At 63.0% G+C, this 14200-nt stretch carries 12 protein-coding genes; 4 read left to right on the top strand and 8 right to left on the bottom strand.

Features of this window, described 5'->3' with window-relative positions:
* Position 1 precedes the first annotated feature (1 nt).
* From AC1DEK_RS21650 to AC1DEK_RS21635, 4 genes are all read left to right on the top strand, one after another.
* Entirely contained in the window at positions 2-1285 is a 1284-nt protein-coding gene (locus AC1DEK_RS21650; protein WP_478127332.1) for a heme biosynthesis HemY N-terminal domain-containing protein, read from the top strand.
* Between the two features lie 233 nt (positions 1286-1518).
* On the top strand, positions 1519-2673 hold the full coding sequence (locus AC1DEK_RS21645) for a polysaccharide biosynthesis/export family protein (RefSeq protein ID WP_478127331.1): 1155 nt from the start codon (positions 1519-1521) through the stop codon (positions 2671-2673).
* A gap of 15 nt (positions 2674-2688) precedes the next feature.
* The gene (locus AC1DEK_RS21640) at positions 2689-3126 is read left to right on the top strand and encodes a low molecular weight protein-tyrosine-phosphatase (protein WP_478127374.1); all 438 of its coding nucleotides are present in this window, start codon (positions 2689-2691) and stop codon (positions 3124-3126) included.
* Positions 3126-5402, top strand: a complete 2277-nt coding sequence (locus AC1DEK_RS21635) for a polysaccharide biosynthesis tyrosine autokinase (protein ID WP_478127330.1) — start codon at positions 3126-3128, stop codon at positions 5400-5402. The genes AC1DEK_RS21640 and AC1DEK_RS21635 overlap by 1 nt, the downstream gene beginning before the upstream one ends.
* 38 nt (positions 5403-5440) lie before the next feature.
* Here AC1DEK_RS21635 and AC1DEK_RS21630 read toward each other — a convergent pair whose 3' ends face one another.
* From AC1DEK_RS21630 to AC1DEK_RS21595, 8 genes are read right to left on the bottom strand one after another with little or no spacing between them, the layout of a single operon-like run.
* Positions 5441-6679, bottom strand: a complete 1239-nt coding sequence (locus AC1DEK_RS21630; RefSeq protein WP_478127329.1) for a WcaI family glycosyltransferase — start codon at positions 6677-6679, stop codon at positions 5441-5443.
* Between the two features lie 6 nt (positions 6680-6685).
* Positions 6686-7897 carry a glycosyltransferase gene (locus AC1DEK_RS21625; protein ID WP_478127328.1) on the bottom strand — a complete coding sequence of 404 codons (1212 nt, stop codon included), beginning with the start codon at positions 7895-7897 and terminating at the stop codon, positions 6686-6688.
* Entirely contained in the window at positions 7894-9249 is a 1356-nt protein-coding gene (locus tag AC1DEK_RS21620; RefSeq protein WP_478127327.1) for a hypothetical protein, read from the bottom strand. The genes AC1DEK_RS21625 and AC1DEK_RS21620 overlap by 4 nt, the downstream gene beginning before the upstream one ends.
* Positions 9246-9923, bottom strand: coding sequence for an acyltransferase (locus tag AC1DEK_RS21615; protein ID WP_478127326.1), 678 nt, complete (start codon positions 9921-9923; stop codon positions 9246-9248). Before AC1DEK_RS21615 ends, AC1DEK_RS21620 begins: the two co-directional genes overlap by 4 nt.
* Position 9924: 1 nt before the next feature.
* A complete protein-coding gene (locus tag AC1DEK_RS21610; RefSeq protein ID WP_478127325.1) occupies positions 9925-10899 on the bottom strand; it encodes a hypothetical protein in 975 nt (324 codons plus the stop codon).
* A 29-nt stretch (positions 10900-10928) separates the two neighbouring features.
* Positions 10929-11894: a GDP-L-fucose synthase gene (gene fcl / locus AC1DEK_RS21605; RefSeq protein WP_478127324.1), complete on the bottom strand. Its 966-nt coding sequence runs from the start codon at positions 11892-11894 to the stop codon at positions 10929-10931.
* A gap of 30 nt (positions 11895-11924) precedes the next feature.
* Complete coding sequence (locus tag AC1DEK_RS21600) at positions 11925-13358, bottom strand: mannose-1-phosphate guanylyltransferase/mannose-6-phosphate isomerase (protein ID WP_478127323.1); 1434 nt, start codon at positions 13356-13358, stop codon at positions 11925-11927.
* Positions 13355-13945 carry a sugar transferase gene (locus tag AC1DEK_RS21595; protein ID WP_478127322.1) on the bottom strand — a complete coding sequence of 197 codons (591 nt, stop codon included), beginning with the start codon at positions 13943-13945 and terminating at the stop codon, positions 13355-13357. Before AC1DEK_RS21595 ends, AC1DEK_RS21600 begins: the two co-directional genes overlap by 4 nt.
* Between the last annotated feature and the right edge of the window lie 255 nt (positions 13946-14200).

The raw sequence follows: 14200 nt of genomic DNA, 5'->3' as shown, positions 1-14200 counted from the left end.
CATGCGCGCAGCTCTCTGGCTTCTCGGACTGTTCGCCGTCGCGGCCGCCGTTGCCCTTTTTGCGGGCAACAACCAGGGCACGATCACCGTGTTCTGGCCGCCATGGCGAGTTGATCTGTCGCTGAACTTGGTGCTGTTGCTCCTGCTGGTGGCCTTCGTTTTCCTGCACTTCGCTTTGCGTGGTCTTTCGGCGCTGTTTTCGCTGCCGAGGCAAGCGCGCCAATGGCGCCTGCAGCAAAAGGAGCGCGCGTTGCACGGCGCGCTGCTCGATTCGGCCGTGCAGCTTCTGGCGGGGCGCTTCTCGCGCGCGCGCAAGGCGGCACTCGCTGCGCTGGTCCAGGAAAGGACGCTTGCCGCACTGGACGCCAAGCTTCCGCAGGCGCACCAGGTTCGCGTGATGGCGCATCTTTTGGCGGCTGAAAGTGCCCAGGCCCTTCAGGACCGGGCCGCGCGTGACGCCCACCTTCAGCAGGCGCTCAATGAGAGCGCGGAGCGCGGACTGATGGTCACTCCGGAGACGCGCGAGGGCGTGCAGTTGCGCGCTGCCCGATGGGCCCTCGACGATCGCGATGCGCCGGCTGCGCTGGCACGCCTCGAAGAGCTGCCGCACGGCGCCCAGCGGCGGACGCTGGCGCTGAGGCTGCGCCTGAAGGGCGCGCGGCAGGATGGGCGGACGCTGGAGGCGCTCGAAACCGCTCGGCTGCTGGCGAAGCATCGGGCGTTTTCGCAGTCGGCGGCGCAAAGTATCGTGCGCGGCCTGGCGACCGAGCTGCTGTCGAGCGTGCACGATCCGGCCCAACTGATGCGCGCATGGAGTGCATTCGAAGACTCCGAGCGCGAAATGCCTGAGGTCGCAATCCATGCCGCACAACGCATGGTGGCACTGCGCGGCGACCTGACGGTGGCGCGCGCGTGGCTCCTGCCGATCTGGGAACGCATGGTTCAGCAGCCGCAGAGTCTGGGCGAATCCCTGCGTGTGAAACTGGTACGGGCGCTTGAAGCGGGGCTTGATTCGGTCGACGCAGAGTGGCTCGCCCGCATTGAATCAGCGCAGAAGAACAACCCGCGCGACCCCAACCTGCAATACCTTGCCGGCATGGCCTGCATGAAGCGGCAGCTTTGGGGCAAGGCCCAACAGTTGTTGACTCAGGCAGGACTGGGCCTACAGGACGCTAATTTACACAGGCGTGCCTGGCAAGCGCTTGCGCAACTGGCCGAAGCTCGCGACGATGCCGATCAGGCTTCCGCAGCCTGGAAGCGTGCCGCGCAAACCGAAAGCCCGTGAGGCCGCGCGGCCGGCTGCGGAAAAGTGCTATTGAATCAATAGCATGCCGATGAGGGCACATCGGCCGTAGAGAGGGTCGGGCATTCTGGACGACGTCCCGACCGGCCTTTTTCCTACGCCGCCCTCTACCTAATGAACTACGCCAAGAAAGGGTTTGAGTGCCAGCCTTAGCTGAGGTACAGTGCGTAACTGTTTGCAAAAGTATTCATTCTTGGGTCACGATGAGGTCGGTCTTGAAACGTTTTTCACTACACGCCGCTTGTTTGCTTGCTGTCGGTCTCCTGGTACAGGGGTGCGCGCCGCTGGCGCCAGGCTTCCGCTCCGCGGGCAACGATGCCGCTAAAGCCGTTTCGCCTTCCGGCTTCTCGACGGCCGAGATCGATCCCCCGCCGGCTGGCGCCATCACCGAGATCACGCCGCAATTGATCCAGGCCCAGCGCGCTGCGACGCAGAAGACCACATTGGGTACGGAAATCATGGGCTTGCTCGGCGAGCCGGGCCCGTACCGACTCGGCCCCGGTGACGTCGTCGGCATCACCGTGCTGGACCACCCGGAAATCGTGTTCAGCGGCGTCCCAGCGACAACCGTGGCCGACCCGGCCAGCGTTTCCCCGGCGCCGGGCTTCATCGTGTCGAACACTGGCCAGTTGAGCTTCCCGTACGCCGGCTCGCTCGTGGTCACCGGCATGACCATCCAGGAAATGGAAGATGCGCTGGTCAAGCGGCTGTCGCGCGTCTACCGAAACCCGCAACTGAGCGTCCGTGTGGAGGCTTTCCGGAGCAAGCGGGCCTACATGGAAGGCGAGATCCGGCAACCTGGCTTGCTCGTGTTCACCGACATCCCGATGACGCTCTCCGAGGCGATCAATCGCGCTGGCGGCATATTGCCGTCGGGCGACCGCTCGTCCATCAATCTGACGCGCGACGGCAAGACGATTCGGCTCAACCTGATGGCCATGGCCGACGCAGGGATCGATCCGAGCCGCATTCCCTTGAAATCGGGGGACATGATCTACGTGCGCAACCGCGATGAAAGCAAGGTCACCGTGATGGGTGAAGTGACCCAGCAGCTTGGCATCCTGATGCGCAACGGCTATCTCTCGCTCAATGACGCCCTGACGGAAGTCGGCGGTCTGAACCTGACCACGGCGAATCCGCTGCAGATCTACGTCATCCGCAACGAAGAGAAGGGCGGCCAGTCGATCTTCCATCTCGACGCGGCGACGCCAACGGCGATTGCAATGGCGAACGGCTTCGACCTTCGTCCGAAGGATGTGGTGTACGTGGACCCTGTTCCGCTGGTGCAGTGGAACCGCGTGCTTAACCTGATTCTTCCGACCGCGACCACCGCGACCACGTATCGCGCGGTCGTCAGGCCGGTGCAATAGGCGCGCAACGTGAGCATTCGAAATGTCCTCATCGTGTGCATTGGAAACATCTGCCGCAGTCCGATGGCGACCGGGTTGCTGGGCGCTGCCTTGCCGCAAGCACAGCTCTCCTCGGCCGGCCTCGAGGCCTTGGTCGGGCAGCCGCCGGACCCGATCGCCTGCGACTTGATGAAAGAGCGGGCGGTCGACATTGCCGGCCATCGCGCGCAGCAGGTCAACAAGGACATGTGCCAGCGGGCCGACCTGATCCTGGTGATGGACCGCGAGCAACGGCGCGAGATCGAGACGCGCTATCAGTTTTCCAAGGGCAAGGTATTTCGGCTTTGCGAGTTCAGCGATCAGGACGTGCCCGACCCCTATCGCGAGGGTCGCGATGCATTCAGGCGCGCTCTGGCGCTGATCGAGGACGGTACCCAGCAGTGGGCCAAACGCATTTCTAGAGTATCCAGTTGATGAACTCCTCATTCACACCCAAGACCGGACCCACTCCGAGTCCCAATCCAAGTCCCAGCTCGTTCGGCCCTACCGAGGAAGAGGATTTCGACCTCGGGCGCTACGTCGAGGTGCTGCTTGCAAACAAATGGTTGATCGCCGCCATCACGCTCGTGGTGTTCGCCGTCGGCTTCGTCTACGCGTTCCTGGAGAGGCCGGTCTATGAAACCAACATGGTCATCCAGGTCGAGGAGCCGGACACGAGCGGCAAGGGCGTCCTGGGAGAGGCCGGCGGCCTGATCGACCTGAAGACGCCCGCGAGCGCGGAAATCGAAATTCTCCGCTCGCGCTTGATTGCGACCCAGGCGGCGGAAGCGACGCGGCTCTACATCGTCGCGGGTCCGCGCTACATCCCCTACATCGGTGGCTGGTTGGCACGCCGCTCCACCGGCCTCTCGGACCCGGGCTTTCTATGGCTCGACGGCTATGTTTCGGGCCAGGAAGCCATCGCGGTGGATCAGTTCGACGTGCCGGTCGAGTTGGAGGGCGCGCTCTTCACGATCACTGCAAAGGGCGACAACAACTTCACTCTCTCAGGCCCGGGCTTGACCGAGCCGGTCGCCGGCACCGTGGGCGCGCCCCTGAAGACTGAATCCACGCGCGGGCCGATCGAACTGGTCGTGACCAAGCTGGCCGGCAAGTCCGGCGCGAACTTCAACCTCCAGCGACTGGCCAAGCTGCCGACCATTCTCGGCCTGCAGAGCAGCCTCAGCCTGACGGAACGCGGCAAGGCTTCCGGCATCATCAATGTCTCGCGGGAAGACACCGACCCGTACCGCTTGACGCGGATCCTGAGTGCGGTCGGCGACCAGTACGTCAAGCAGAACATCGAACGCAAATCGGCGGAGGCGCAGAAGACGCTCGCCTTCCTCGACGTCCAGTTGCCGCAATTCAAGAAACAACTCGAGGCTTCGGAAGAGGTCTACAACCGCTATCGGAACCAGAAGGGCACGGTGGCTTTCACCGAGGAAGCCAACCTCGTGCTCGGCCAGGCCGTCGACCGCCAGACGAAGCTGCTCGAGGCAGAGCAGCGCCGGCGTGAACTGGAAAGCCGCTTCACCTCGGCGCACCCGTTGATCCAGACGCTGGACTCGCAGATCGCGGCCCTCAAGACGGACATGGGCGACATCCAGGCGAAGATCAAGGGCCTGCCAGCGATCCAGCAGGAAGCCGTGCGCATGGAGCGCGACGTCAAGGTGAACACCGAGCTTTACCAGTCGCTGCTGAACAACGCGCTGCAGTTGCGCCTGGTCAAGGAAGGCAAGGTCGGCAATGTCCGCGTGCTCGACCAGCCCGTGCTGCCGCTCTATCCGATCAAGCCGAAGCGCAACGTGATCATGGCCGCGGCCCTGGCGCTGGGGCTGTTCCTTGGCATCGTCGCCGCGTTCGTGCGCAACGCCTTTGTGGAGCGCCGCATTCGCGATCCATACGAGGTCGAGGCCAACAGCGGCTTGCCGGTGTTCTCTTCGATTCCGATGAGCGCCAACCAGGACGCCATTGCCAAGCGGCGCCTGACCGGCGCGACGGGCGTCAGGCTGCTCGCGATCGAGCATCCGGACGACCCTGCCGTCGAGAGCCTTCGCAGCTTGCGTACGGCAATGCAGTTCGCGATGCTGGAGTCACCCAACAACCGGGTGCTGATCACGGGACCGACACCGGGCGTCGGCAAGAGCTTCGTCTCGGCCAACTTCGCCGCGCTGATGGCTGCTGCCGGGCGCCGCACCTTGCTGATCGACGCCGACCTGCGACGCGGCCACACGCACCAGTATTTCGGCTTGCAGCGCCACGGCGGGCTTTCGGAGTTGATCGCCGGCAGCTTGACCGTTCAGCAGACTGTGCACCGGCAGGTGGTTCCGGGCCTCGATTTCCTGGCGACCGGCCAACTGCCTCCAAACCCGGCCGAGCTGTTGGTGTCCGACTCGTTCAAGTCGATGCTGGAACGCCTGTCGGAGCAATACGACCTCGTTGTCATCGACACGCCGCCGGTGCTGGTGGCGGCCGACACGAGCACGGTTGCTGCGCATACCGGCACCGTGCTGCTGGTGGCGCGATCCGATCTTTCGACCATGGGTGAAATCAAGGAAAGCACACGACGGCTTTCAATGGGCGGCAAGGTCGCCACTGGTGTGCTGCTGAACGCGATGAATATCGGGCGCAGAGGCTACACCGCCTACAAGTACGGCCGCTATCGCCACACCAACTACAACTACGAGAGCATCCTGCCCGAAGAGCAGTGAAGCATTAGCGTCGACGGGGCGATAAAGGAGCGGCGGCGTCAGCCGCCGGAGCCTGAGCCGTTGACGCAGGCCACCAGATCCTGCTCGAACTGCTTGAGCACGGCGTCACGATCGAAGCGTTCTTCGGCATAGCGCCGCGCCGTGAGGCCAAGTTCACGTCGCAATTCAGGCTTCGATGCGAGTGAAACCACGGCGGCGGCGAAGGCTGCCGGATCGTCGGGGGCAACCGCAATCCCGCAACGCGAGGCGACTTGGCCGAGTTCGGTCTCGGGCCGCGCCCCGGCCACCACGGGCCTGCCGCTGCTCAACATGCCCGTGAGCTTGGATGGCATCACGAGGTCCGCCGCATCGGCGCGCTGTGGCAGCAGATGGATGTCCGCAAGCCCCAGAAGATCACCGAGACGTTCCCTCGGCTGAAGATCGAGAAATCGCACGTTCGACAGCTTTTCGCATCGCCGCATGAGTTCTGCGCGGCCCGCGCCGTTTCCGCAGAACACGAACTGCAGTTCAGGCCGGCCTGCCAGCGCGGAAGCAGTCTCCGCCAGCGTCTCCAGCCCTTGCTTGGCGCCCATGTTTCCAGAATAGAGGGCGACCACCGCATCCGACGCGATGCCCAACTCGGCGCGATACGGGCTTTCCGCACTGAGCGGCCGAATGCCGGAGACATTGGCCCAGTTGGGGAGCGAGACGAGGCGCGCCTCGTCGATGCCCTTGCTGCTCGCGCGCTCCCGCATGCGCAATGAAATCGTGGATATGCGGTCGAAGCGTCGCATCAGGCCGCGTTCGACTGAAGTAACCAGTGATCGCAGCCGCGCGCCCTTGAGCAAACCCAGTTCGAACGCCGCATCCACTTCGTAGTCCTGGATGTGCAGCCATGCCTTGGCTGAACGAAGACGCGCAAACGCCAGGGCGGCGGGCGAGCAGAACAAGGGGGGCTCGGTGACCCAGACCACATCGGGCTTCCACTTCCATTGCGCCAGAAGGGCTGGAATGCTGGTCAAGGCAAAGCTGCCCAGGTGGAGCAGGCGGCGCAGCCCGGTCACCTTGCGGGGCACCCAGAGCGGCGTACGAATGACCGTCGCTCCATGCCAGTCTTCGCGGGCATAGCGCGATGCACTGTAGGCGGGCCAGACGGCCCAGTCGGGGTAGTAGGGCGGCGCCGTGACCACGCGCACTTCGTGCCCTTGCGCAGTCAGCCAGGCGACCATTTCACCGGTGTATTTGCCGATGCCGGTCAGTTCAGGCGCGAAGTTGATACCGTAGACGAGAAGCTTCATTGACCCTCAGGCGGCATTCCGATGCTCGCTCGGCGCGCGCTCGATGGGGCCGAAGTGCGAGGTGCCGGGAGAGTGGTCACCGATGATACGAACCAGCGTCTCCGCCACCTGTCCGATCTGGAATCGTTCCTGGAAGCATCGCAGTGCCGCGATGCGCATGGCGGTCACTTCCGCGCTCTGCAACGCCAGCCAGCGCTGGAGCAGATCGACGGTGCCTTCGAGCGTGTCGGCCGCGACGATACCCGCGCCGTCGTTCATGATTTCGCGCCAGATGTTCACCTTGTCGCTGATGAGCACGGGCTTGCCGCAAGCGAGCGCTTCGACCACGGCAATGCCGAAGTTCTCCTGGTGCGAGGGCAGGCAGAACACGTCGGCGGCGTAGAACGCTCCCCACTTGAGATCGCCGGAGAGCATCCCTGTCCAGCAGATGCGCGAAGCGATGCCCAACTCCTGGGCACGACTCTTCAGCCGGCCGACGATGTCGTCATCACCCGGGCCGGCCATCACCAGATGCAGGTCTGGCGAGTCGGCGAGCACGCGCGCAAACGCATCCACCAGCAGATCGCCGCCCTTTTTTTCATGGATGCGGCCGAGGTAGAGCACAAATCGCTTGCCTTGAAGCTCGGGATATGCCGACAGGAACGTCGATGAGAGGGTTCGGCCATTCGAAGGCGGTGTCGAGGTTCCGTACGAGCCGACGACTTCGCGCGCCCTGTAGAGCCAGAAGGATTCGCGCGCGAGCAGGCGTTCTTCTTCACATGTGAAGATCACCGCCGCGGCGTCGCGCAGCACGCGGTATTCGCCCCAGGGCCAATACAGCCACTTCTTCATGTGCTTGAGCGGGTAGCGGCGCTTGAACCATGGGTCCAGCATGCCGTGTGTATAGACGAAGTACGGTGTCGTCGAACTGCGCAGCGCGCGCCATGCGGCAAGCCCGGTGTATTGCCAGAGGCCGTTGACGATCACCGCGTCGTACTCGTCGGCATGCGCCTGCAGCCAGGGGACCACGCGATCGTTGTAGAGATAGCTGCCGCGCGAGGGTCCGAGCGCGGTGACCTGGCCGGGAAACCCGGTCACGTGATCCGCATCGGGGCTGTCGAGCGTGATCAGATCACCCTGGTGCCCAAGCTCCGCGAGGGCATCCCGAAGCCGCCTGACGCCTTCGACGGTGCCGCCGCCACGCGGATCGACCGATGGAACGAAGTGGAGCAGTCTCACGTTTGAGAGATACGACGCGGAAAGATCTCGAGCCTCGGGTAGCGGAAGACCAGGAGGGCGAAGGCGAGCACGATGCCGAACAGGCCGTTGGCGGTCAACTGACCGCTCGACTGCCACGTCAATATGGCCAGCGTAGCGGCGAGCCAGACGATCAAGGGATAGGGTGAGTTCGTCTTTGCGCTAAGGCGCAGGCTCTTGAAGATGCCGACTCCGATGACCATGATCTTCAAGAACGTATAGGCGAAGCCCAGGAGGCCGCCTTCGAGCAAGATGCGCCCGCCCTCGGATTCGGCCAGCGCGAAGGCCTCCGAAGTGCCGACGCGCACGAAGGTCGCCAAGTTCGAACCGTAGCCTACGCCGCTGCCTAACCAGCCGACCGCCTTGTAGACGTCCGATTCGCCGAACAGGATCGTGAGAACGCGACCCCAGAAGTTTTCCGCTTCCGACGCTTGTTCAAAACGAGTTTGGGTGACGCTGATCGACTCTTGAAAGAAGTAGGCGAAGAGCGCGAAAAGCGCCACTGCGGCAACGACGGCGAGAGCAGCCGCCGGCTTGTGCTGGACTTTCGAGAAAAAGAGCCGGCCGGCAAGGTAGGCCACGAACATCATTCCTGACGAGATCACGGCGGTTCTCGAGCCGCTCACCAGCGCCCCCACGGCGAAGGCCGTGAAGACCGCGAGCGCGAACATGAATTGCCAGGTGCGGTTCTTGCGCGCCGACAAGATACCGAAAACCAGCGGTGCGATCGTCGTCATGAAGGTGGCATAGCCGGACGTGAAACTGAACGTGCCGGTTGTGCGCACGACCCCGACCACGGCGACGAAGATCCCTTCCTCGTCTGTGGTGTCCAACTGTGTGTTGATGCGGGCACCTGGCGGAGAGAAGTGCTGCACCACGGCAAGCGGCGCCATCACCAGCATCATGCAGGCGCCTGCGATGATCGAAGCCCGGTAGTCGGCCTCGGTCAAGCTCGCAAAGGCAGCCACCGCGAACCAGCTATAGAGCAGCCAGAAGCGCAAGCCGATGATGAGGATGGTCGGCGAGCTCTCGCTTCCGACGAGTTGCAGCAGCCCCCATCCGAGCACCAGGCACGACCAGGCGATCATCACGGACACGACCTTCATCTGCCGTCTCAGGTGGCCGTATCTCCATGCGTGAAAGATCAAGAGTAGCGCCGTGACGTCGCGCAGCAGGATCAGCGGCAACGTGACCGAAGACGCCAGCCATTTCCGCAATGCGCCTTCGAAAACGATGATCACGAACACCGTGAGGAACATCCAGCCGGCGCGGCTGAGCGCCAGCGGCTTGTTCAAAGCCCGCGGAAAGGCGGAGTTGGCGAGCGTGGCGCTCATGGCAACGGCTTTTCCGGATTCATCGAGCCCTTGTCGGATGCCGGGAAAGCATCGGCCGAAGCGACGAGCGGACCCTTGCTGCGCCCGATCCAGGCTTCGTAGGGCGCCAGGAAGATCACGGGGTCGTAGTCGAGGTCGCGCGGCCGCACGTCCAGGCGAATGCTGGCGGGATTGCCCGTCGCAACCGCCAGCGGTGGAACGTCCTTCGCGACCACGGCGCCAGCACCGACGACGGCGCCATAGCCTATCGTGACGCCCGGCAGAATCGTCGCACCGACGGCGATCCACGCGTAGTCGTCGATACGAACGGGCTTTCGGAACTGGCGCCAGGTCGGATCGCCGACGTGGTGACTCCCAGTGAGGATCGTCACCCGGTCGTTGATGACCACCCGCGAGCCGATGGTGACCTTTTCAAGGGCGACGATTTCCACCGAACGGGCGATGAATGTCCGCTCCCCGATGCTGATGTTGGCGCCGGGCCCCTTCAGGTCGGGCGAGTCCAGCACTGAAAGCCGTCCAATCTGAGTGCCTCTTGAACGCAGCTTGCGCCTGTGCCAGGTCATGGACATGAGCGCGCGGAACTGAAGTGCACGTTTCGCCCAGACCACCACCCAGCGCCTCGAACCCAGTTCGGGGCGCTCGCGTGACGTCCAGAGAAATTGCAGGTCGTTCACTTTACTTTTGGACCTCGGTCACCAAAGTCTTCAACGCGGACACATGCGCATCGATGCGATGGGGTTCATACCACTGGCGCGCCTCGCGGCCGATGGCCAGTGTGTCCGAAGTCGCAGGGTCCAGCGAGGCGAAGCCCGCAGCATAGTGCACGCTGGGCCGCAGCCCGTCATGGGCGTCGTATTCCTTCGAAAGCAAGACAGGGCAGATGCCATGCGCGCAGTAGGCGGCAAAGACGCCGCTCTTGGAAACGTAGTCCGTGGGATAGGCGAGGGCGCCGCAACTTGCCTGCGACAACTCCTTGCTGACCTGGTCTGCCGAAAGCTTTCCGTGCGATACGACGCCTTCTGCTCGAAGCCGCTGGACGAGCAACGGGTCCTGCGAAGCGGGCCCGATGTCATGGATTTCCAGGCCGGACTTCCTGGCCCAGCGGAAAACCTCGCCCTCGGCCCATCGGTAGACATTCGCACGAACGCCTGCGCTGCCGAAGACGACGAGCCTCGGAAGTCTCTCGGCATCGATCGATTGCGGCTCTCCGACGTTTGAAAAAACCGGCAGCACCCGATGGGGCGTGCCTTGGCGTTGGTCGAGCAGCCAGCGAGCCGACTCGTCCCGATTGGTCAACCAGAAGTCTGAAACGGACACCAACTCGCGCGCGATCCGCTTCTGAATGCTGTTGAGCCAGAACGCCGAGCCCCAAGGCGGCCCGAACGCAAAAAGTTCATGGAAGACGACGCCGAAGGAGCCGAACTGCGAACGCAGGCTGTCAATCCTCTTGAGGAGCCACAGGGGCACGCCCCTTTTCTGGAAGCCGTAGCCGCTGAAGTGGAGCAGCAGAAGATCGCCGGACCACGATGATGAGTCTGTGTCCGGCGTGAGTTCGAGCGGCGGAGCGTGAAGCGGACCTGCGATGGTGCTCGCATAGTCCTGCACGCCACCGCCGCCGGGGGGAATCAATGAAACCGATGATCTTTGCATGTTGGCGAACCCGGCCCGGCAAACCCCGCTCAGGCGACCAGTTCTTCGCTGCAGAAATCTTCGTAGGCGTGCGCAATCCCGTCGTGCAGCGACATCCTGGGCGTCCATCCCAGCTTGCGAATCCTTGAAATCTCCAGCAACTTGCGCGGCGCACCGTCCGGCTTGCTGGTGTCGTACTGAATCTGACCGCGATAGCCCACCACGTCGCTCACCAGCTGCGCCAGCTCGGCGATCGACAGATCCTCGCCGGTTCCCACATTGATGTGGCTCGCCATGACTTCCGTGTGGGCGGCATAGACCTCGCGCGGAAGGTCCATGACGTGGACGCAGGCGCTTGCCATGTCGTCCACGTAGAGGAATTCGCGCTTCGGCGAGCCCGTGCCCCAGATCACGACCGCAGGTGCGTCGGCCAGCTTTGCTTCATGAAAGCGGCGGATCATTGCCGGCAATACGTGGCTGTTCTCTGGGTGGTAGTTGTCGCCGGGTCCGTAGAGATTGGTCGGCATGACGCTGCGGAAATCGCATCCGTATTGCCGGTTATAGCTCTCGCAGAGCTTGATGCCGGCAATCTTTGCGACGGCATAAGGCTCGTTGGTCGGCTCCAGCTTGCCCGTGAGCAAGGCATCCTCGGACATCGGCTGCGGCGCGAGACGCGGGTAGATGCAGCTGGACCCCAGAAAGAGAAGCTTGCTCACGCCCGTGCGCCAGGACTCGTGAATCAGGTTCGCTTCGACCATCAGGTTCGAGTAGATGAACTCTGCCGGATAAGTGTTGTTGGCGTGGATGCCGCCGACCTTGGCGGCCGCCACATAGACCTCTTGCGGCTTTTCGGCGGCAAAGAAAGCTCTGACCTCAGCCTGGTCGGTGAGGTCGAGCTCCGAATGGCTCCGGCTGATGATGTTCGTGTAGCCCTTGTCAGAGAGGCTGCGGACGATCGCGCTGCCCACCATCCCGCGGTGGCCCGCCACAAAGATTCGCTTCTGAAACTCGTTCATTCGATGTCACCTCGGCGCAGGATTGAAGATTCAGGCGAGCTTTTTTTCGCCTTCTGCGGCCGCGGACGCCTCGTCGAAACGAACGACATCGTCATCGGCCAAGTAGCCACCCGTCTGGACTTCGATCACTTCGAGCGTGGTCTTGCCCGCGTTTTCAAGCCGATAGACCGCACCGACGGGGATGTAGATCGATTCGTTTTCCTTCACGAGCCGCACCACGTCGTCACAGACGACCCGCGCAGCCCCTTTGACGACCACCCAATGTTCAGCGCGGTGATGGTGCATCCGCAACGCAAGTCGCGCGCCGGGTTTGACGGTCAGCCGCTTCACGGCAAAACGCTCCCCGTCGTCAATGCTGTCGTAGGCCCCCCACGGCCTCGGAATGCGGCGATGCCGGGTTGCCTGGCTTTGTCCTTGTGCGGTCAGCAAGGCGACCACATCCTTGACCTGCTCCGCACACTCACTGTGAGCAACGAGCAGCGCGTCGGGCGTGTCGACGACCAGCAGATCCTTCGTACCCAGGGCGACCACGGGCCGGCTGGGCGCATGGATGAAAGTATTGCTGGCGCCCATTGCAAAGCCGTGGCCGCTGATTCGGTTGCCGTTGACATCCGCGTCGTGCAGATCGGCGACCGCATTCCAGCTGCCGACATCGCTCCAGCGGCCCTGAAAAGGGATCACCGCGACCCGGCTGCATTTCTCCAGTACCGCGTAGTCGATGCTTTGGCTGCGGCAGCGTCCGAAGGCTGCGCTGTCCATGCGGAGGAAATCCCCGTCCCTCTCAATCGCCGCAGTGGCCGCCTTGCATGAGTCAAGAATGTCGCCGGCATGCTCCGCGAGTGCGGCGATCAGCACTTTGGCCTGCACCAGGAGAATGCCTGCATTCCAGAGATTGCCGCCCTCAAGCAGCAACTGTTCGGCACGTGCCGCGGCCGGCTTTTCGATGAACGCTGCCACCGCATGGCCTGCCTCGGTGGCAAGCGCGCCGTCGAGCTTCTCGCCTTGACGGATATAGCCGTAGGCCGTGCTCGGAAAAGTCGGCTCCACGCCGAACGTCACGAGGTAGCCCTGCAGCGCTGCGGGAATCCCCTGTTGGATGGTCGCAACGAACCGGTCACCTTCCGGGATGTGATGGTCAGCCGGCGCAAAGAGCAGCAATTGATCGGGTTCAGCCAGGAGCGCCACCGCTGCCATCGCGGCGGCCGTATTTCGAGCGACAGGTTCGAGCAACTGCTTGCCGCTCACTTGTGCGGCGTCAATGCCTTCCTGGACGAGAAACCGATGCTCTTCGGCGGCTACACAAGTGACTTCAGTATTGAGCTTGCGAAGGCGCTCGAGCGTGAGCAGGAGCAGGCTCTTGTTGTCCACCAAGGGGGCGAACTGCTTGGGCAGAGTCTTGCGCGAAAGTGGCCACAGGCGCGTGCCACTACCACCGCAGAGCACGACGGGCTGGACGGAATTCATCGAGACCCCTCTCCGCTCACGACGGCCCGAACCGTTTTCAGCAGGATCTTGATGTCGAGCCAGAGCGACCAGTTGCAGACATATTCAACGTCGAGTTCGACGCGGCGCGCATAGGAGAGCCGGTTGCGGCCGCTCACTTGCCAAAGGCCGGTAATGCCGGGGCGCACTGCGCAGTAGTGTTCCCAGCCTTTTCCGTAGAGACTCCGCTGGCGTTCCATGCAGGGGCGCGGCCCGACGAGACTCATGTCGCCCTTCAGCACGTTCCAGAACTGGGGCAGTTCGTCCAGGCTGAGCTTGCGAATGAACATTCCGATGGGGGTGATCCGCGGGTCTTTTTCGAGCTTCTGGAACGTGTCCCATTCGGTCCTAGCCATGTCGTTGCGGCTCAGGAACTCATCCAGTACGTCCTCCGAGTTGCGCACCATCGAGCGAAACTTGTAGAAGCGAAACCGCTGTCCGCGTTCGCCAAGCCGGTTTTGCCAGAAATGCACCGGCCGACCCATGCTGACGGCCACGCTCAACGCCACGATGAGGTACAGCGGGCCGAAAAGGGCAAAGAAAATGAGCGCACCGACGATATCGATCATCCTTTTGGCTGTGCGTTCTAAGTAGCTCAACCGCCTTGGCTGCGCGTAAGCAGGGGGCACCGAAGGGCCACCCCCTTCGGAAGAAAAACGCCGGACCACGTTGCCATTTGCGGTCGAGTCGGAACGAAACATTTGAACTTCTCCCGTATCGGGTGCTGCCTCAATCGAGTGAGCGGGGCAGTGTAACGCTTTACTACTATCGGCAAGAATTTGAACATATGCTGCTGCCGCTGTCGTGTCAACAAAAGCCGTACA

Source organism: Variovorax sp. 10N420, from assembly GCF_056394705.1.
This window is presented reverse-complemented; position numbering and strand designations above follow the sequence as displayed.